The following is a 17,883-nucleotide window of genomic DNA, read 5'->3' on the forward strand; positions in this document are numbered from 1 at the left end:
TTTCTCCTAGGTCAGTGTTCTTCTGCGAGATGCCCGATCACTTGATCGAGGCTTTGCCACTCGTCACGCATTGCGGCCAGAGCAACCTCTCCCCCTTGATCGATCTGATAAAAACGGCGTTTACGGCCCTCTTCCTGCTGCCAGTAACTCGACAACAGGCCGTGTTCTTCCAGTCGGCGCAGTAGCGGATAGAGGGTTCCCTCATCGATTTCCAAGCCTTTCGCCGCCAGCTTTTTACGCAGCGAGTAGCCATAGTGAGGCTCGGCGAGCGCGAGCAGCACCGCCAGGGTCAGTGCACCACGGCGCACTTCCATCACCATTCTGTGGAGTTTTTCTGGCGTCTCTACCATTCTCTCGTCATCCATACTGTGCATCACACAGTATATACTGTGCACCACACAGTAAGGATATGCAAGTGTGGATATGCAAGTGAGGATGTGTAAGAAAGGATGTACACAGAAAACTGCGGACATAAAAAAACCGGCCAAAGGCCGGTTTTGATGTGATATCTCTCGATGTCGTTTACTGGGACGTAGCCCGCAACATCCAGGCTGTTTTTTCGTGCTCTCGCATCCGGTCAGAAACCAGAGCCGCGGTCGATTCGTCATCCGCATCCTGCGCCGCCTTCAACACGTCTCGGCAAGTCTTCACGACTTGCTCGTGACCCTGAGTCAGAATACGCACCATCTCCTCCGCCGCAGGTACATCCTCCACTTCCTTGATTGAGCTGAGCTCAGAGAATGCTTTGTACGTACCTGGCGCTACCACATCGAGGGTACGGATCCGCTCGGCAATGTCGTCCACGGCCGTCGCCAATTCCGTATACTGCTCTTCGAACATCAGGTGCAATTCACGAAACAAACGACCGGTCACGTTCCAGTGAAAGTTATGTGTTTGCAGGTAGAGCGTGTACGAATCCGCCAGCAGGCACTTCAGCCCATCGGCAATTTTTTCGCGGTCTTTTTCTCCAATCCCAATATCAATATTGCTCATTAGCAACCTCGTTCGTATGGCTCGATTTCAATCCTTTTGACCGGCACACCACTTCGGATATTCGGTCGTGTTTAACGCAGTCTCGTAGTGAGCAGACAAAAGCATCCCACTCGACTTCCGATAAATCTCCGAACATTTTAAGGTCACAAATTCTGATTCAAACCCCTAACCCCATTGGCAATTTCTAAGCGGCCAATAGGGTCAGGCAATAGACTCTGGCAACAGGAAGGAGCAGTGCGTACTAGCGATTACCAACCACAGTCGCGATCTTTATTTTGCTCTTCCAGATACACCATCAGCGGTTGGAAATAATCCACAATCGCCGTAGCATCCAGCTCGCGCTCACCGGTGAGCGCCTCCATGGCATCCGGCCACGGTTTGCTTGCACCCATAGCCAACATGTTACGCAACTTTTCACCGGCCGCCTTGTTTTTGTAAATGGAACAGCGGTGCAGCGGCCCGGTTTCGCCAGCGGCCTCGCAGAGCGCGCGATGGAATTGGAACTGTTGAATACGCGCTAAAAAGTAGCGGGCGTATGGTGTGTTTCCTGGGATGTGATACTTGGCGCCCGGATCGAAGTTCGCTTCGCTGCGCTCTACCGGCGGGGTAATACCCTGATACTCTTCGCGCAGTTGCCACCACGCCTTGTTGTAATCACCCGGGGCAACTTCACCGTTGAACACCTGCCAACGCCACTTATCCACCAGTAAACCGAACGGCAAGAATGCAATTTTATCCAACGCCTGCTGCATCAGATAACCGAGATCCTTGTCTTCGCCGGGAATCTCGTCCATCAGGCCGATTTCTTTCAGATACTTGGGCGTGATAGATAGCGCAATGGTATCCCCCACCGCCTCGTGGAAGCCGTCATTGGCACCTTCTTTGTACAGGAACGGCTGCTGGTTGTAGATACGTTGGTAGAAGTTGTGCCCCAACTCGTGGTGGACGGTGATCAGGTCTTCACCGGTCTTGTTGATGCACATTTTGATACGGATATCGTCCTGGTTATCCAGGTTCCAGGCACTTGCATGGCAAACCACGTCGCGGTCTTTTGGCTGGACAAACTGAGAGCGCTCCCAGAAGGTATCCGGTAGCGGTTTAAAACCGAGTGAAGTAAAAAACTTCTCGCCGGTCTTCACCATATCCTGTTCCGTCATGCCGGAATTCACCACCAGCTCGGTGAGATCGTAGGGCGCCTCCATATCGTCATCTTTGACGATATCGTAAACGTTGCCCCACTCCTGCGCCCACATATTACCGAGCAAGTGCGCAGGAATTTTGCCACTCGCCGGCGCTACTTTATCGCCATAGTGCTCATTCAGTTTTGCACGCACGTGGCAATGGAGCGCCTCATACAGGGGCTTAACCTTGTTCCACTGGTTATCCATGTCCGCAGAAAATTCGTCCGCAGGCATATCGTATTTGGAGCGCCACATGACGCTGAGATTGTCATAGCCCAGGTCCTTGGCACCGGCATTACCGATCTCAACCTGACGTTCGTAGAGTGGCTTCATCGGCGGCGCAACCTTGCGCCAACCCACCCAGAGATCTTTCAGCAACTTCGGATCGCGGCTGTTGGCCATCATCTGGCCCATTTCCGTAAGGGTGTAGCACTTGCCTTCTTTCTTAACGGTCGGATCCAGTCCCGCCGTTTCCTCAGGGCAGTACTTGCCGGCACCGTACATGCCCTGCATCTTGGAACCAATTTGTGCAAGTTCCGCGGTCATTTCGGGATCATTCGGGGCGGGGAAAACCAGGCCCTGTTTGAGCATGGTCAGCATGCGGCGGGTTTCAGGATCGAGATCTACATTATCGAACTTGGCTGCCTCACCGGCCAGTTCGACCGCAAGTGCGGTATAGCGCTCCATCGCCAGGGCTTCGGTGTACTGGGAATCCAGGTTGATATAAGTAGAAGCTACCCAGCTCGCGTGGCTAGCTTCCTGAGCCATTTTTTCCAGACGGGCCTGGGCTTCATCGAGGAATGCCTTGGCATCCTCCGCACTCGGTTGCCCATTGCTGTCGGCGATGTTCATCTCCGCGTTGGCGGTCGCCGAGTTTTCCGCTGAGCCCTGCACGGTCTCAGAAGTGGCCCCCTCAGAGACTGGTGCCCCAGTTTCAGCAGGGTCACGGTCACAGCCTGCCAGGGTGAAAGTGGCAACAGCGATTACTAGCGCAAGCTTTTTCATCGACTTCCTCGGATCATTTTATGGTGTTATTTGGGATCTCTACCCGGCCAAGCGAGTGGAATGAAGCAAAGATTGTCGTCGTTTTATAGCACACACCAAGCCACGAATTAGGCTCAGCACACGCGTCGCACAACACAACGGCACCAAATTCCCCAAAGATTCGGAGAAACAGAGAAAAATATTGCAGTAGCAAGCGTTAAGAAAAGGGAGAACAGATGGGAGCGGGGGAGAAATGGAGGCAGCCCAACCAGCACACCCTCGGCACATGATGTCACTGCTACCGTTGCTCCCTTCCGGGCCTGGCGGGGTTCACAGCTGATCATTGCGAGGAGACCGGAAGGGCCGCCACAACGTTCGAGCACTCAGATTAGCACTGACGGTTGTGACTGCAAGAATCGCAAATACACACCACTGCGCTCGAAGAGGGCGCGATTATAGAGACTCCTGCCGCCAGGTTCCAGCCCCTATTTTCAGCTTTGTTTTCGCCTCTGCTTTCACCTTTGCCTTCACCCTTGATAGCCGCGCGTCATTTTGTGCCGGGGACAGGTCAAATTGCATGCATAAAAAAGCTATACTGTGCCGCGCCCGATCCGGGCCCATTTCCAGCAATTACCCTAATCTAGCGATTACTCAAGCGAATTTACCGAGTCTCCTATGCACCTGTTCGTCGACAGTCTCACCAATGTGGATTTCAGCTATCTCCACCACACCCGGGGTGTTGTCGGTGAAACCTGGCTGGCTAATGCCGCCCTCGACGGTGCGCTCGACCACCAGGGTATGGTGTGTGACTTCGGCATCGTCAAGAAGACCCTGCGCAACTGGCTGGATCACGAGCTGGACCACCGCTTGCTGGTACCGACCCGCTCGCCGCACCTGACCATGCAGCAAGATGGCGACCAGATTCAGCTGACCTGGGCCCTGCCCGACGGCGAGCACATCACGGTGGGCGGCCCCGCTCAGGCCTTCGCCCTGGTTGCGGTGGAGTCCATCACCCCGAAGTCCGTAGCGGCCTGGTGCGTGAATGAACTGGATGGGATTTTCCCGACCAGTGTGGACAAGCTCAGCCTGAGCTTTAGCGTAGAGTCCATCGACAGCCCGTTCTACCACTACAGCCACGGCCTGAAAAAGCACGATGGCAACTGTCAGCGTATTGCCCACGGCCACCGCTCGCGTATCCGTATCGACATCGATAGCGAACGCAGCCCTGCGCTGGAATCCCAATGGGCGGAACGCTGGGCGGACATCTACCTCGGCACCAGAGAAGATCTCACCGGTGAAGATACGCAGGGCCAAACCACACAATTGCACTTTGCTTACAAGGCACAACAGGGTGAATTCACTCTGACGATTCCAGCGAGCCGCTGTGAGATCCTCGACTGCGACACCACAGTGGAACAGCTCGCGCAGTACATCGCCGATGTACTCGCGGCAGAAAACGCCGGCAAGCAAATTACGGTGCGCGCCTATGAAGGCATTGGCAAAGGCGCGGTAGCGTTCGCCGGGCGCTAACCCCATGAATCTGATCTTACTGGAGCCCGAGGATTTTCAATCCTCCAGCCAGGTAGTACTGCGCGGCCGTCGTTTCCAGCATATGGCGGAAGTACAGCGTGCAGAAGTTGGCGACCGCCTGAAAGTTGGCGTGGTGAATGGACAGGTTGGTGCAGGCGAAATCACCGAGCGCAGCGAAAACCATATCGCCATGACGGTGTCACTTGTGGCAGAACCTCCGGCGGCGCTGCCACTGACCCTGCTCCTCGCCCTGCCCCGCCCCAAAATGCTTAAGCGTACAATTCAGCACGCCACTGCACTGGGGGTAAAAAAGCTCTATCTGATTAACGCCTACCGCGTAGAAAAGTCTTACTGGCAAAGCCCTTGGCTAGCTGAAGAAAAGCTGCGGGAACAGTGTGTACTTGGACTTGAGCAGGCCGTAGATACCGCCATGCCGGAAATCCAATTGCGCAAGCGCTTCAAGCCCTTTGTCGAAGACGAACTCCCCGAAATCGCGAATCAGTCTCTCAAGCTGGTTGCACACCCGGTGACGGACGCGCCCTGCCCGGTGGATATCGAGCAGCAAACCACGCTCGCCGTCGGCCCCGAGGGCGGGTTTATCCCCTACGAAGTGGAAAAGCTGCAGGAAGCCGGGTTTCAGTCGGTTCACCTGGGGCCGCGCATTTTGCGTGTCGAAACCGCTTTGCCGGTACTGCTGAGCCGCCTGTTTCCCGCTCGCTAGTATTACAGCGGGCAAACGCCCCACCCCAACTCTTAATCCTCAGCTCTCAATCCTCAGCTCTCAATCCTCAGCTCTCAATCCTCAGCTCTCAATCCTCAACTTACGGGCATAAAAAAGCCGCGCTAATCAGCGCGGCCATAACGGCAGTGACAAAACTGCCGGGGTCTCACAGAGCGGGGCGTGAAGCAGCCCCAGAAGAGAACCTTTTGCGGAGCGAGGCCGAGACTTCCCTAATTTGAAATCTCACACCACGCTCCAGTCATTTCCATCACGTGACGATGAACAATTTGGCTTAGGCAGCAACACCTGCGTCAATGGCAGACTTCTGCAGTGCCAGCTTCGGATCTACGTATTCGTAGCCCAGTACGTCGGCAACAGCCTTGTAAGTCACCATGCCGGCGTGCACGTTCAGGCCTTCCAGCAGGTTGGCGTCGTCCAGCAGCGCCTGCTTGGCACCCTTGTTCGCCAGAGCAACTGCAAACGGCAGAGTCGCATTATTCAGGGCCATGGTGGAGGTGCGCGCAACGCCGCCCGGCATGTTGGCAACACAGTAGTGCACAACGCCATCAACTACGTAGGTCGGCTCTTGGTGCGTGGTTGCCTTGGAGGTTTCGAAACAACCGCCCTGGTCAATCGCCACGTCTACCACAACCGCGCCTTTCTTCATGCGGCTGATGATGTCGCGGGTCAGCAGTTTCGGCGCAGCGGCGCCCGGAATCAGCACCGCACCTACAACCAGGTCCGCTTCCAGCGCGTGGGATTCAATTGCGTCGTCGGTAGAGTACTCGGTACGTACCGCACCACCGAAAATGTCGTCCAGCTGACGCAGACGCGGCAGGGAGCGATCCAGAATAGTTACGTCGGCACCCATACCCAGGGCCATCTTGGCTGCGTTGGTACCTACTACACCACCGCCAATAATCAGTACTTTAGCCGGCGCTACACCCGGTACGCCGCCCAGCAGCACACCCAGGCCACCCTGAGCTTTTTCCAGATGGTGTGCACCACACTGCACGGACATACGGCCGGCAACTTCAGACATCGGAGCCAACAGCGGCAACGCGCCGAAACGGTCGGTTACGGTTTCATAAGCAATACAGGTTGCACCGGACTTCACCAGCAGCTCGGTTTGCTTGGGGTCTGGGGCGAGGTGCAGGTAGGTGTACAGCAGCTGGCCAGGACGCAGCATTTCGCACTCGTGCGGCTGAGGCTCTTTTACCTTCACGATCATGTCGGCAGTGGCAAAGATCTCTTCCGGAGTGTCGATGATCTTGGCGCCGGCATTTACGTACATTTCGTCGGTAAAGCCGATGGACGCACCACCGTCTTTCTGCACGATCACTTCGTGACCTTGACCAATCAGTTCGCGAACACTCGAAGGCGTCAGGCCAATGCGGTATTCGTGGTTTTTAATCTCTTTTGGGACACCGATTAACATAGCGAATCTCCTCAATTACTCTGTCAGCGCCATCGAGTGCGCATTGCGTTCTTGTTGGATTCCCGCAGTATAGGCACCTATATAAAGTGGATTTTTACACTTATTTAATTATGATTAGTGGAATCCACTGAAAAATTTAGTGAAAGACTATTTTTCAGCCATCCGAAACCGCTTTTTAACCATTGGCCAAGTCAAGCCCACCCAGTTCCCGTGCTGCAGCAGGCAAGCTTGGGCAATATTCGAGAGATTCAGATGAAGAGACGCGCCGGCGAACTCAGCACTATTGACCGCAATATTCTCCGTGTACTGCAGAAAGACGGCCGCACCAGCTACGCAGAACTGGCCCGTCAGGTCGGCCTTACGGCGACGCCTTGCGTCGAGCGGGTCAAAAAGATGGAAAGTGATGGGGTTATTCAGGGCTACACCACGCTGATCAATCCGGAATACCTCGATGCCGCGCTGGTGGTGTTCGTGCAAATCCGCCTGAACCGTTCCGCCCAGGATGCCTTTGAAGCATTTCGCAACGCCGTTGCGGAGCTACCGGAAGTGCAGGAGTGCTATCTGGTGTCGGGCAGCTTTGACTACCTGATCAAAGCCCGAGTGGCCGATATGAGCGCGTACCGAAAATTCTATGGGGAAACGCTACTGACTCTGCCGGAAGTACAGGAATGTACCAGCTACGTAGTTATGGAAGAGGTAAAAGAAACGTTGGAAGTACCGGTGCACTACAACCGGTAAACGAAAAACGGAAGAGAGCCAACTGAGGTAGCAGGAAGCGAGCACCCGAATGTCCGCGGTGCTCGCCGACAAAACTCAGTATTTGATGCCGAGTTTGCGATACAGGAAACCAATTACCCAGGCAGGGCCAATCAACAGGAACTGCAGGTCTTTAAAGAAAGACGGCTTTTTACCCTCGATATGGTGACCAATAAACTGGAATACCCACATCACTACGAACAGGCCCACAGACCACCAGAGCACGCTCAAGCCGGCTCTTTCCAGGGCGCTGCAAATACCCAGGCAGATCAGTGAAAGCGCGATCATACCCAGCCCCACCGGGAATGACATCAGTAGGTAAAAAAGCATAGTGGGCACCATTGCTGCCACCGCCCAGTTTAACCAGGGCAGCGCTGCCATCCAATCTGGCTGAGGGATGGCCCAAAGCAGGCCCACAACGGTGAAGTATATGACCGGCACTGCAATCCAGTGGATGGCCTTGTTGGTGGAGTTCTGATGGCTCTCGCCGTATTCGCTGAACCATTGCTGTGCTGTACGCATCGTTTTCCCTCGCCTTGGTTGTTATATGGGTTGGCTTTTCAGAGATGGTACATTAGAACCAGGCTAGACCAAATGGTCACAAAAATATCTACTTTCCGGGAGGGTTGCCGCCCGGCAACGCCGGGCGCAACGTGAAAATGCAGAGGCAGAATGTTTATAAATTCTGTCGGGCAGGTACAAAACTCGGACTATCTTCGCACGCAGGCATCCAGCTGCATGCGATACAACTCGGCCATATCTTCGTCAATGCAACAGAAAATTACATGGCGCGGTCCACCATCGCGGTCGAGGTGCTGCTGCGCCTGCTCCACGGCAACTTCAACAGCGAGTTCAGGGGGATAGTCGTAGACCCCGCAACTAATGGCGGGAAAGGCGAGCGAATGGGCGTTTTCACGGCGAGCGAGATTGAGACACTGACGATAACAACTGGCCAGTAATTCTGGCTCGCCCAAATTACCGCCGCGCCACACGGGTCCTACCGTGTGATAGATGCGTTTGACCGGGAGACCATAACCTTGTGTGGCGCGCACTTCTCCGACCGGACACCCGCCGATAACACGGCAGGCCTCCAACAGTGCCGGACCGGCCGCGCGGTGAATGGCGCCATCGACGCCACCCCCACCCAGGAGCCTCTGGTTGGCTGCATTGACGATCACATCCACATGCAACCGAGTGATATCACCGAGGTGTACTTCGATCACTCTAACTACTCCAGCCGCGGCACCACCGATCAATACGTGCAACGTTGCACTTGTACCGCAATCTAACTACTGCTTTTGCCCCAGTATTTGACGGTGGCGCGTTGAAATTCCTTCGGGGCAATGCGTCACGGCACTTACTAAAACAATAGCAGCTGCGGAGAGGACAAAACCCGGTAAAAGCTCGTATATATCGAAGATGCCACCAGAGAGCTGTTTCCAAACCAATACGGTTATACCCCCAACAAGCACCCCGGCGATGGCACCGGCGCCGGTCATACGCGACCAATACAGGCTAATCAGTACGGCCGGGCCAAACGCCGCACCCAGACCCGCCCAGGCATAGGCGACCACATCCAGCACTTTCGAACCCGGGTCCATGGCGACGCCCACCGCAATCAGGGACAGCGCCACCACCGCCCAGCGGCCCACTACAACCAGATGCTCAGAGGAAACCTTTCTGCCGAACCAGACGTGGTAAATGTCTTCTGCCAGGGCCGCGGAGGAAACGAGCAACTGCGAGTCGGCGGTACTCATAATCGCCGACAGAATGGCCGCGAGCAGAATACCGGCAATCAGCGGGTGGAACAGGGATTCCACCAGCGCCATAAAAATACGCTCGCCATCGGGCAGCGCCTGGGTCAGTTCCAGGTGCCCAAACAGGCCAACGCTCAAGGCACCGAGGAAACCCGCGAGGGACCAAATTGCAGCCACACTCGCCGCCGCCGGCATATCGTCGGGATGACGCAAGGCCTTGAAGCGCGCGAGGATATGCGGCTGACCAAAGTACCCCAGGCCCCACGCCAGTGAACTCAAGATGGCCGCAACGCCGAGCGCCGCTCCGGTTTTATCCGTCATCAGGTGCATCAATTCCGGGTGTTGCGCCTGCATCTGCGCCCAGGCACCACCTACGCCACCCTCATCGGAAATAATCATGATGGGCACGATCAGCAGTGCCAGGCTCATCAACAGCCCCTGAAACACATCGGTCCAGGACACCGCGAGAAAGCCACCGAACAAGGTGTACGAAATCACCGCAATCGCGCCAATCACCACCGCCCACTGATAGTCCCAACCAAACACCGTCTCAAACAGCTTGCCGCCGGCAATCAATCCAGATGCCACGTAGAAGAGGAAAAACAGCAAAATAAAAAACGCACACACGGTGCGCAGCCACGGTGTATTCAGATCGAACCGCCGGTGTAGATAAGACGGCACCGTCAGCGCATCATCCAGTGCAAAACTGTAAATGCGCAGGCGGCGCGCCATGATGGTCCAGCTCAAAACGATTCCGCCGAACAGACCAAACGCGATCCACGCAGAGGAAAGGCCACTGGCGTAAGCCGCACCGGGCAACCCGAGCAGCAACCAGCCACTCATATCGGAGGCACCGGCACTCAGCGCCGCCACCGCCGGCGGTAGGGAGCGCCCCCCGAGAAAGTAATCGCTCGCATCCTTGGTACGACGGTAGGCGTAGACACCGATCGCAAGAATAAGAACGAGATAAGCAATGAAGGTAAGGGCGACAAGCCATTGTCCAGACATGTGGAATTCCCCGTCAGAATTGGCAGATCCAGCCTCTTTTGGTGAAAGATTAGGCTGATTCCGTCGTTATTGGTCTTTATTGCGCGTAAATCTACCCATTCACTGGCGGTTACTCAATCCGCAAACTAAACCATGGATATGTACAGCTTGTGCAAACTACCACGGACGGTGGTTTCAGACTGAAGTACACAGGGAAAAATTAAACACTATGGGTATTTGCCTGGACGAACTGCGTTTATTCGTCGTTCGTCCCACATTAAAGCAGCTCCGTGCCTGGTCCCCCGGGATGGAAGCGTTGTTACTGGGCACCGCCGCTCAGGAATCCCAGCTCGGCTTTCACCTCAAGCAGGGGCGCCGACACGGCATGGGTATTTTCCAGATTCTGCCGAGCACACACCGCCAGATCTGGGACAAATACCTGATCAACTTTCCGCCGCTCGCCTCCAAGGTGCGCGGCCTCGCCAGCCAGCGCGACTTTTTGCAGCACCCCCACTCGGAACTCGCCACCAACTTGCGCTATGCCACCGCCATTGCGTGGCTGATATACCGCGCGGCCGGTGTCGAACGTGTGGAGACGACCGATTTGCCGCGCATGGCCAAACTGTGGAAAAAACACTTTCACCACGGCCCCAGTGCGCGCTTGCGGGACTTCGTCGACAGCTACGCCAAGCTTGTAAGACCGTCAGAAAATGCCCTACCAGAACTAGAACCCGAAAACGAAACAGCCGCGGTAAAAACCGCGGCTGCTCAAAAAACCGATACGCTACTGGTTGAGGACGAATCGCCTACAGATTCCGCGCCTCAATATACAGCGGCTGAGCCGGCTCCTCCTGAGAAGCTTTTGGAGAAACTTCCGGCTCCTCATCGCGAGCATCTTCAGGAATCCAGGAATCCACATACTGCTCAATCGCGCGCGCGTCCACCGCAGGCGCGGGTTTAGAGCGGTCCAGTTCCAGACTCTCAAAATCGTACAGATCGCGATCCGCCAATTGGGATGGAGATACCCGGGTTAGCGCAGCGAAAATATTGTCGCTGCGGCCGGGATATTTTTTATCCCACTCACTCAACATACCCTTGATCGCCTGACGCTGCAGATTTTCCTGACTACCACACAGGTTGCACGGAATAATCGGGAACTGCTTGTGGTCGGCAAACGCAATCAGGTCCGTCTCGCGGCAATACGCCAGCGGGCGAATCACAATATTGCGGCCATCGTCTGCGCGCAGTTTCGGCGGCATCGCTTTCAGACGGCCGCCGTAAAACATATTCAAAAACAGCGTTTCAACAATGTCGTCCTTGTGGTGACCGAGCGCTACCTTGGTCGCTCCGATTTCTTCGGCAAAACCGTACAAAGTGCCACGACGCAGGCGCGAACACAGGCCACAGGTCGTCTTGCCTTCCGGCACCACTTCCTTCACCACACTGTAAGTATCTTTGTTCACGATGTGATACGGCACGCCGATGGACTGCAGGTACTCCGGCAGGATGTGCTCGGGGAAGCCCGGCTGCTTCTGATCCATATTCACCGCCACCAACTCAAAGTGCACTGGTGCGGTCTTCTGCAGGTTCATCAGGATTTCCAGCATCGCGTAGGAATCCTTACCACCAGACAGGCACACCATCACCTTGTCGCCCTCTTCAATCATATTGAAGTCGGCGATCGCCTTGCCCACATTGCGGCGCAGGCGCTTTTGCAGCTTATTGAATTCCAGCCGGTCGCGGCGGTTTTCCAGGTCAGACATCGGTAAATCTCGAAAATAACGTGCGGTATTACCCGGGGGACAGACAGAAGTGAAAGCTTGCATGCGCAGGCGCTGACACCGGGGAAGCCAGTGCGGGACCGTCTGTGGCCAGGGATGGTCACAGCCGAGCGTTCATGGATGAACTCGTAGCGTGTCCCGCAGTGGCTTCCCCGGTGGCAGTGCCGCCCCGGAACCATCTACGGAGCCCCACTACCAAAGCGGGGCCCGACGAAAATCAGGCCGCGATTGTACGCTTTCCGATCAAGAAGTGCACAAACTATCGGACCGCGTGTCCACACTGCCCTTCAATAGAATTTCAAGGCAAGGCCACACATGGTCCAGCAGAGCAGGCTGCGCTTTCGCCGTGGGATGAATACCATCGGTCTGCATAGCGCCATCTAACAGTGCCACCGTCTCCAGAAAGAACGGCACCAGCGGCACCTTCTGCTCCGCCGCCACCTTAGGGAACACCTCGGCAAACGCCTTGGTATACGCCTTGCCGTAATTCGGCGGCATTTGCATACCCAGCAGCAGCACCTCGGCGCCATGCTCCCGCGCCATCTCCACCATGCGCACCAGGTTCTGCTTTAGCATCCGCGGCGGATAGCCACGCAATCCATCGTTACCACCGAGCTCCAGCACCAGCCAGTCAGGCCCATGCTCGCTCAACAGCCGCGGCAAACGCGCCAAACCGCCCGCAGATGTCTCGCCACTCACGCTGGCATTCACCACCTTCACCGCCAGATCCTGCTCCGCCAGACGGTCGCGCAACAGCTGCACCCAGCCGTCGCGCTCATCAATGCCATAGGCCGCGCTGATACTGTCCCCAAGCACCAACAGAGTGCCTGTCTCCAGCGCACCCCGCTCATCCGCTTTGACTGCTGCCGCGTAAAATAAAACGATCAACAGCAGGCCACGCGAGATAAAACCGGGTACAAGACTCCGGAAAAAAACCGCCGCCATGTCATACTCTCCACTATTCATCTAAAGCGCATTTTGCAGAAATTCCAGGGACTTGCCATGTCAGTGATGCTAAAAGCCGAAAACCTTCACCACCGAGTCAGCACAAGTGAGGGCCCACTAACCCTGCTGAACGACATTTCCTTGCAACTCCCTACCGGCCAGAGCCTCGCCATCACCGGTGCCTCCGGCTCCGGTAAATCCACACTCCTGGGCCTGCTGGCCGGGCTCGACCGCCCCACCGAGGGCAAGATCTGGCTGGCCGGCGAGGAAATCACTGCCATGGACGAAGAACAGCGCGCGGCGCTGCGCGCCCGCTGTGTCGGCTTCGTGTTCCAGACCTTCCAGCTGCTGCCCGGCCTCACCGCGCAGGAAAACGTCATGCTGCCCAGTGAACTGCGCGGTGAACGCAACGCTGGCAAGCGCGCGCAGGAGTTCCTTGAGCGCGTTGGTCTCGGTCACCGTTTGCACCACTATCCGCGCCAGCTCTCTGGTGGCGAGCAACAGCGCGTGGCCATCGCCAGAGCGTTCTGCAGTATCGCCAATGACTCTTCGACCGCCGACAACGGCATTTTGTTCGCCGACGAACCCACTGGCAGCCTGGACGCCCACAACGGCGAAAAGGTGATTGACCTCTTGTTCAAGCTGAATGAAGAGACCAACACCACTCTCGTACTGGTCACTCATGAACAGCGCCTGGCGGAGCGCTGCGGCGCACACCTGCGTATGGCCGCCGGCGAAATCACCACTGCCGATATTCCCGACAACTATCTGGGCGACCAGGCGGAGGTATCTGCCTGATGCTGCCGCTGAAACTACTGGGCCGCGACTGGCGCGGGGGCGAACTGGCCCTGATCGCCACCGCCCTGGTCCTCGCCGTAAGCTGCGTCACCGCGATCGCACACTTCTCCGATCGCCTCACCCGCGCCATGCACATCCAGTCGCAAAGCTTCCTTGCCGCAGAACGGGTAGTGCAGAGCAGCAAAGTGGTTCCGCAGGAGTGGTTAAGCAAGGCGGAAGAATTGGGTCTGGAACAGGCGCAAACCACCACCTTTGCGTCCATGCTCTCCGCCGGTGATGAATTCCAGTTCGCCTCGGTGAAAGCCGTCACCGACGACTACCCGTTGGTTGGCCACCTGGAAATGCGCGCCAACGCCAGCGATGAACCACGCACCGTGCAACAGGGCCCGGCACCCGGCCAAGTGTGGCTGGAAGCCCGCTTGCTGCCGCTGATGGACCTGCAAATCGGCGACCAGCTGCAGCTGGGCGATGGTGACTTTGCGATTACCGGTATCCTCGATCACGAGCCAGATCGCGGTGCCAACCTCTTCTCCATGGGCGCGCGACTGATGATGCATCAGTCGGATCTCGCCGCCACCAACATCCTGCAGCCAGGCAGCCGCGTGACCTATCGCTACCTGTTCTCCGGCGATGATGCAGCGCTCAACAACTACTTCAACTGGCTGAAACCGCAGCTCACCGAACACCAGCGCGTGATCGACCTGGAAGAAGGCCAGCCGCGGGTGGCGCGTACACTGGATCGCGCCGAGAGTTTCTTGTTCCTCGCCGCCAGCCTCGCAGTTCTGCTCGCCAGTGTTGCCGTGGGCCTCGCGGCACGCCGCTACGGCCTGCGCCACGCTAACTACGTAGCGGTGATGAAAAGCCTCGGCGCTGGCAAAAATAAAATCCTCGGTATTTATATCGGCCAGATGACCGCGCTCGCTCTGATTGCCACTGTCATCGGCCTGGCCATCGGCTCGCTGATTCAGTCCCAGGCAGTAAACCTGCTGGAAGGCTTCTTCCCGGTTACCCCGCCCCCCAGTGGTATTCAGCCGTTGTGGGTTGGCCTTGCTACCGGTGTCGCCTGCGTAATCGGTTTCGCCATGCCGCCACTGTTCCGCCTGGCCCAGACCGACCCCATGCAGACCCTGCGTCAGGACTGGAGCAACCCGGACAAGCGCGAATGGCTCGGACTGATTCCCGGCCCGCTGTCGATGTTGCTGCTGATCTGGTGGTTGTCCGGCAGCCTTGCCATCACCCTTGCCCTGCTCGCTGGTCTCGGCCTGCTGATTGCCGGTGCTGCCGTAGTGAACCGACTACTGGTACGCGGACGCCTCGCCTCCCTGGGCGGTAGCTGGCGTATTGCGCTCGGTAGCCTGCAGCGCCGCGCCGGCTTCAACACCCTGTTGATTGCCGCCTTCGGCACCGGGCTGCTGGCCATGCTCTCCATGTTTTACGCGCGCACCGCACTAATCGACGAGTGGCAGATGCAGCTGCCGGAAAATGCCCCCAACCATTTCCTGGTGAATATCGCCCCCTACGAACTGGACGGCGTAAAGCAAAAAGTTGAAGGCAAAAACCTCGAAGGCACCGAGTTCTACCCCATGGTGCGCGGCCGCCTGATCGCGGTGAACGGCACCCCGGTGAATGAACGCGAGCAGAAAGACGGCTCAATCCGCCGCGAGCTCAACCTCAGTTGGACAGATACCGTTCCTGCGGACAATAAAATTGTTGCCGGTGAATGGTGGAGCGAAGACCTGAACGAAGGCGTATCCGTGGAAGTGGAAGTCGCCGCGCGACTGGGCTTGGACCTTGGCGACGTGCTGCGCTTCTCCATTGGCGGCCTCGAAACCGAAGCCACCATCACCAGCCTGCGCACCCTCGACTGGAACAGCATGCGCCCCAACTTCTTTATGCTGTTCGCCCCCGGCAGCCTGGACACCTTCCCGGCCACCTACATCCAGAGCTTCTACCTGCCGCCAGAAGACAAACTGTTCGTCAACGAACTGGTGAAAAACTTCCCCAGCGTCAGCATCATCGAACTGGATAAGATTCTCGAAAACATCCGCGAGACCATTGGCCAGGTTGCCATTGCCGTGGAATCCGTACTCGCACTGATGCTGGTTGCCGGCGTACTGGTGCTGGTTGCCGGCGTGCGCGCCAGTATTGCCGAGCGCTTGCAGGAAGCCGCGGTAATCCGCACACTGGGCGGCCGTCGCCAGCTGCTAATTCGCAGCCTGATGATTGAGTTTGGCCTGCTCGGCGTTGCCGCCGGACTGCTCGCAGCGTTCGGCACCGAAGCAACACTGGTCGTGCTCACCCAGCAGGTATTTGATATGCCCCTCCAGTTCCATCCGGGACTGTGGGTGCTTGGGCCGCTGGTCGGCGCATTGCTGGTGGGCACAGCCGGCACGCTGGCGTGTAGAAGTGCCGTTAGCCAGCCTCCGCTTAAGGTCTTGCGCGAACTCGCCTAAAAATTCAGCTTTCTCTGTTCGCGAAACAAAGAGAAGGCTAACGAAGTAAAAAATTAAATGCGAAGGTGGTGAGCGGGGATTCATTTTCAGAAGCGTCGGCGACATGGACGTCGCCGACGCAGCTTACAGGGATGTATTTATAGCGGTTCTGAAAATGAACCCCCGCTCACTGCCGCCACATCAGATATTCAAAGCACAAAAATGATCGATCTCGAATTCGATAAACAGCACATCTGGCACCCCTACTCCTCCCTGATCAACCCACCACCCGTCTACCCCATCGCCCGCGCCGAAGGCGTCCGAATCTATCTGGAAGACGGCCGTGGCCTGATCGACGGAATGAGTTCCTGGTGGAGCACCCTACATGGCTACAACGTTCCCGAGCTGAACGCCGCCATGCAGAATCAGATGGAGAAAATGAGCCACGTCATGTTTGGTGGCCTCACCCATGAGCCTGCGATCGAACTGTGCAAAAAGCTCGTGGCGCTCACCCCTGAACCATTACAAAAAGTTTTCCTGTCAGACTCCGGTTCCGTCTCCGTCGAAGTCGCTATCAAAATGGCGCTGCAATATTGGCATTCCCAAGGCAAGCCCGAGAAAAGTAAATTGCTGGCACTGCGCAACGGCTACCACGGCGACACCTTCGGCGCCATGGCCACCTGCGACCCGGTCACCGGTATGCACCACCTGTTTGCCAAAATGCTGCCGCAGCACCTGTTTGCCCCCGCACCGACACCAAAATTCGGTGAACCATGCGCGGATAGTGATACCGCAGGGATACAGCAGCTGATCGAACAGAACCATGAGAGCCTCGCGGCCGTCATTCTCGAACCCATCGTGCAGGGCGCAGGCGGCATGCGTTTCTATTCGCCAGAATACCTGCAACGCGTCCGCGCACTGTGCGACCAGTACGATGTGTTACTGATCGCCGATGAAATTGCCACCGGCTTCGGCCGCACCGGCAAACTGTTTGCCTGTGAACACGCAGAGATCTCACCCGACATCCTCACCCTGGGTAAAACCCTGACCGGTGGTGTACTCACCCTGGCCGCCACCCTGTGCACCGACAAAGTCGCCAACGGTATCTGCACCGGTGAAGCCGGCGTATTTATGCACGGCCCCACGTTTATGGGTAACCCCATGGCCTGCGCCGTGGCGAACGCCAATATCGACCTGTTGCTCAAAAGCGACTGGAAGCTGCGCATCAGTGATATTGAACAGCAGCTGCAAAATGAGCTCGCGCCGCTAAAAAATGCACCAGGCGTTGCCGACGTACGCACACTCGGCGCAATTGGCGTGGTGGAAATGCAGCAGCCTGTAGATAATAAAACACTGCAGGAGAGCCTAATCGAACAGGGTGTTTGGTTGCGCCCATTTGGCAAGCTGGTTTACACCATGCCACCTTACGTGATCAGTCCAGAAGAGCTCACGCAATTGACCGGTGCCATGAACAGATCGCTGTCCACCCTCTAAGCCGAGCCGCAAACAATTAGGTCGCATAAAAAAAGGCGCTCCCGGAATCCGGCAGCGCCTTCTTTCTAGCTACGAGCTAGGGCTGT

At 56.8% G+C, this 17,883-nt stretch carries 16 protein-coding genes and 1 other RNA gene; 6 read left to right on the forward strand and 11 right to left on the reverse strand.

Features of this window, described 5'->3' with window-relative positions; translation table 11 throughout:
• Positions 1-11 precede the first annotated feature (11 nt).
• The 4 genes from Mag101_RS12210 to ffs form a co-directional block, all read right to left on the reverse strand.
• A complete protein-coding gene (locus tag Mag101_RS12210; protein ID WP_232325010.1) occupies positions 12-365 on the reverse strand; it encodes a PadR family transcriptional regulator in 354 nt (117 codons plus the stop codon).
• A gap of 157 nt (positions 366-522) precedes the next feature.
• Positions 523-993 (reverse strand): Dps family protein, encoded by a 471-nt coding sequence (locus Mag101_RS12215; protein ID WP_077405366.1) that lies wholly within the window; start codon positions 991-993, stop codon positions 523-525.
• 248 nt (positions 994-1,241) lie between these two features.
• Complete coding sequence (locus tag Mag101_RS12220; protein WP_157520357.1) at positions 1,242-3,179, reverse strand: M2 family metallopeptidase; 1,938 nt, start codon at positions 3,177-3,179, stop codon at positions 1,242-1,244.
• 242 nt (positions 3,180-3,421) lie between these two features.
• Positions 3,422-3,518: signal recognition particle sRNA small type (ffs, locus tag Mag101_RS12225), an RNA gene on the reverse strand.
• Positions 3,519-3,833: 315 nt separating this feature from the next.
• On the opposite strand from ffs, the gene Mag101_RS12230 reads away from it, so the two are divergent.
• Both Mag101_RS12230 and Mag101_RS12235 read left to right on the forward strand, forming a co-directional pair.
• A complete protein-coding gene (locus Mag101_RS12230; RefSeq protein ID WP_077405369.1) occupies positions 3,834-4,688 on the forward strand; it encodes a 6-carboxytetrahydropterin synthase in 855 nt (284 codons plus the stop codon).
• A gap of 4 nt (positions 4,689-4,692) precedes the next feature.
• A complete protein-coding gene (locus Mag101_RS12235) occupies positions 4,693-5,409 on the forward strand; it encodes a 16S rRNA (uracil(1498)-N(3))-methyltransferase (RefSeq protein ID WP_077405372.1) in 717 nt (238 codons plus the stop codon).
• Between the two features lie 292 nt (positions 5,410-5,701).
• Here Mag101_RS12235 and ald read toward each other — a convergent pair whose 3' ends face one another.
• Positions 5,702-6,847, reverse strand: coding sequence for an alanine dehydrogenase (gene ald / locus Mag101_RS12240; protein ID WP_077405375.1), 1,146 nt, complete (start codon positions 6,845-6,847; stop codon positions 5,702-5,704).
• 252 nt (positions 6,848-7,099) lie between these two features.
• Here ald and Mag101_RS12245 point away from each other — a divergent pair, with 252 nt between their 5' ends.
• Positions 7,100-7,585, forward strand: a complete 486-nt coding sequence (locus Mag101_RS12245; protein ID WP_077405377.1) for an Lrp/AsnC ligand binding domain-containing protein — start codon at positions 7,100-7,102, stop codon at positions 7,583-7,585.
• A gap of 75 nt (positions 7,586-7,660) precedes the next feature.
• Here the strand turns inward: Mag101_RS12245 and Mag101_RS12250 are convergent, their stop codons facing one another.
• The 6 genes from Mag101_RS12250 to Mag101_RS12275 all read right to left on the reverse strand — a co-directional run bounded on the left by Mag101_RS12250 (position 7,661) and on the right by Mag101_RS12275 (position 13,073).
• Positions 7,661-8,125: a DUF962 domain-containing protein gene (locus tag Mag101_RS12250; protein WP_077405380.1), complete on the reverse strand. Its 465-nt coding sequence runs from the start codon at positions 8,123-8,125 to the stop codon at positions 7,661-7,663.
• Between the two features lie 188 nt (positions 8,126-8,313).
• Positions 8,314-8,826, reverse strand: a complete 513-nt coding sequence (locus tag Mag101_RS12255) for a macro domain-containing protein (RefSeq protein ID WP_077405384.1) — start codon at positions 8,824-8,826, stop codon at positions 8,314-8,316.
• 66 nt (positions 8,827-8,892) lie between these two features.
• On the reverse strand, positions 8,893-10,368 hold the full coding sequence (gene putP / locus Mag101_RS12260) for a sodium/proline symporter PutP (protein ID WP_077405388.1): 1,476 nt from the start codon (positions 10,366-10,368) through the stop codon (positions 8,893-8,895).
• A gap of 298 nt (positions 10,369-10,666) precedes the next feature.
• Positions 10,667-10,990 (reverse strand): hypothetical protein, encoded by a 324-nt coding sequence (locus tag Mag101_RS17875; protein WP_157520360.1) that lies wholly within the window; start codon positions 10,988-10,990, stop codon positions 10,667-10,669.
• Between the two features lie 163 nt (positions 10,991-11,153).
• The gene (gene ttcA / locus Mag101_RS12270) at positions 11,154-12,110 is read right to left on the reverse strand and encodes a tRNA 2-thiocytidine(32) synthetase TtcA (RefSeq protein ID WP_077405391.1); all 957 of its coding nucleotides are present in this window, start codon (positions 12,108-12,110) and stop codon (positions 11,154-11,156) included.
• 261 nt (positions 12,111-12,371) lie between these two features.
• Positions 12,372-13,073, reverse strand: coding sequence for an arylesterase (locus tag Mag101_RS12275; protein ID WP_077405394.1), 702 nt, complete (start codon positions 13,071-13,073; stop codon positions 12,372-12,374).
• 57 nt (positions 13,074-13,130) lie between these two features.
• On the opposite strand from Mag101_RS12275, the gene Mag101_RS12280 reads away from it, so the two are divergent.
• From Mag101_RS12280 to bioA, 3 genes are all read left to right on the forward strand, one after another.
• Positions 13,131-13,871 (forward strand): ABC transporter ATP-binding protein, encoded by a 741-nt coding sequence (locus Mag101_RS12280; protein ID WP_077405397.1) that lies wholly within the window; start codon positions 13,131-13,133, stop codon positions 13,869-13,871.
• Positions 13,871-16,324: an ABC transporter permease gene (locus Mag101_RS12285; protein ID WP_077405400.1), complete on the forward strand. Its 2,454-nt coding sequence runs from the start codon at positions 13,871-13,873 to the stop codon at positions 16,322-16,324. Before Mag101_RS12280 ends, Mag101_RS12285 begins: the two co-directional genes overlap by 1 nt.
• A 201-nt stretch (positions 16,325-16,525) precedes the next feature.
• Positions 16,526-17,797: an adenosylmethionine--8-amino-7-oxononanoate transaminase gene (gene bioA, locus Mag101_RS12290; RefSeq protein ID WP_077405403.1), complete on the forward strand. Its 1,272-nt coding sequence runs from the start codon at positions 16,526-16,528 to the stop codon at positions 17,795-17,797.
• Positions 17,798-17,883 lie beyond the last annotated feature (86 nt).

It is taken from the genome of Microbulbifer agarilyticus (assembly GCF_001999945.1).
GTDB lineage: Bacteria > Pseudomonadota > Gammaproteobacteria > Pseudomonadales > Cellvibrionaceae > Microbulbifer > Microbulbifer agarilyticus_A.

What these genes read in the sequence shown, in the direction of transcription:
- Mag101_RS12250 (WP_077405380.1), bottom strand. Translation starts at nt 8,125, where the DNA reads ATGCGTACAGCACAGCAATGGTTCAGCGAATACGGCGAGAGCCATCAG.
- Mag101_RS12210 (WP_232325010.1), bottom strand. Translation starts at nt 365, where the DNA reads ATGGATGACGAGAGAATGGTAGAGACGCCAGAAAAACTCCACAGAATG.
- ttcA (WP_077405391.1), bottom strand. Translation starts at nt 12,110, where the DNA reads ATGTCTGACCTGGAAAACCGCCGCGACCGGCTGGAATTCAATAAGCTG.
- bioA (WP_077405403.1), top strand. Translation starts at nt 16,526, where the DNA reads ATGATCGATCTCGAATTCGATAAACAGCACATCTGGCACCCCTACTCC.
- Mag101_RS12230 (WP_077405369.1), top strand. Translation starts at nt 3,834, where the DNA reads ATGCACCTGTTCGTCGACAGTCTCACCAATGTGGATTTCAGCTATCTC.
- Mag101_RS12220 (WP_157520357.1), bottom strand. Translation starts at nt 3,179, where the DNA reads ATGAAAAAGCTTGCGCTAGTAATCGCTGTTGCCACTTTCACCCTGGCA.
- Mag101_RS12280 (WP_077405397.1), top strand. Translation starts at nt 13,131, where the DNA reads ATGTCAGTGATGCTAAAAGCCGAAAACCTTCACCACCGAGTCAGCACA.
- Mag101_RS12285 (WP_077405400.1), top strand. Translation starts at nt 13,871, where the DNA reads ATGCTGCCGCTGAAACTACTGGGCCGCGACTGGCGCGGGGGCGAACTG.
- Mag101_RS12215 (WP_077405366.1), bottom strand. Translation starts at nt 993, where the DNA reads ATGAGCAATATTGATATTGGGATTGGAGAAAAAGACCGCGAAAAAATT.
- ald (WP_077405375.1), bottom strand. Translation starts at nt 6,847, where the DNA reads ATGTTAATCGGTGTCCCAAAAGAGATTAAAAACCACGAATACCGCATT.
- putP (WP_077405388.1), bottom strand. Translation starts at nt 10,368, where the DNA reads ATGTCTGGACAATGGCTTGTCGCCCTTACCTTCATTGCTTATCTCGTT.
- Mag101_RS12235 (WP_077405372.1), top strand. Translation starts at nt 4,693, where the DNA reads ATGAATCTGATCTTACTGGAGCCCGAGGATTTTCAATCCTCCAGCCAG.
- Mag101_RS12245 (WP_077405377.1), top strand. Translation starts at nt 7,100, where the DNA reads ATGAAGAGACGCGCCGGCGAACTCAGCACTATTGACCGCAATATTCTC.
- Mag101_RS12275 (WP_077405394.1), bottom strand. Translation starts at nt 13,073, where the DNA reads ATGGCGGCGGTTTTTTTCCGGAGTCTTGTACCCGGTTTTATCTCGCGT.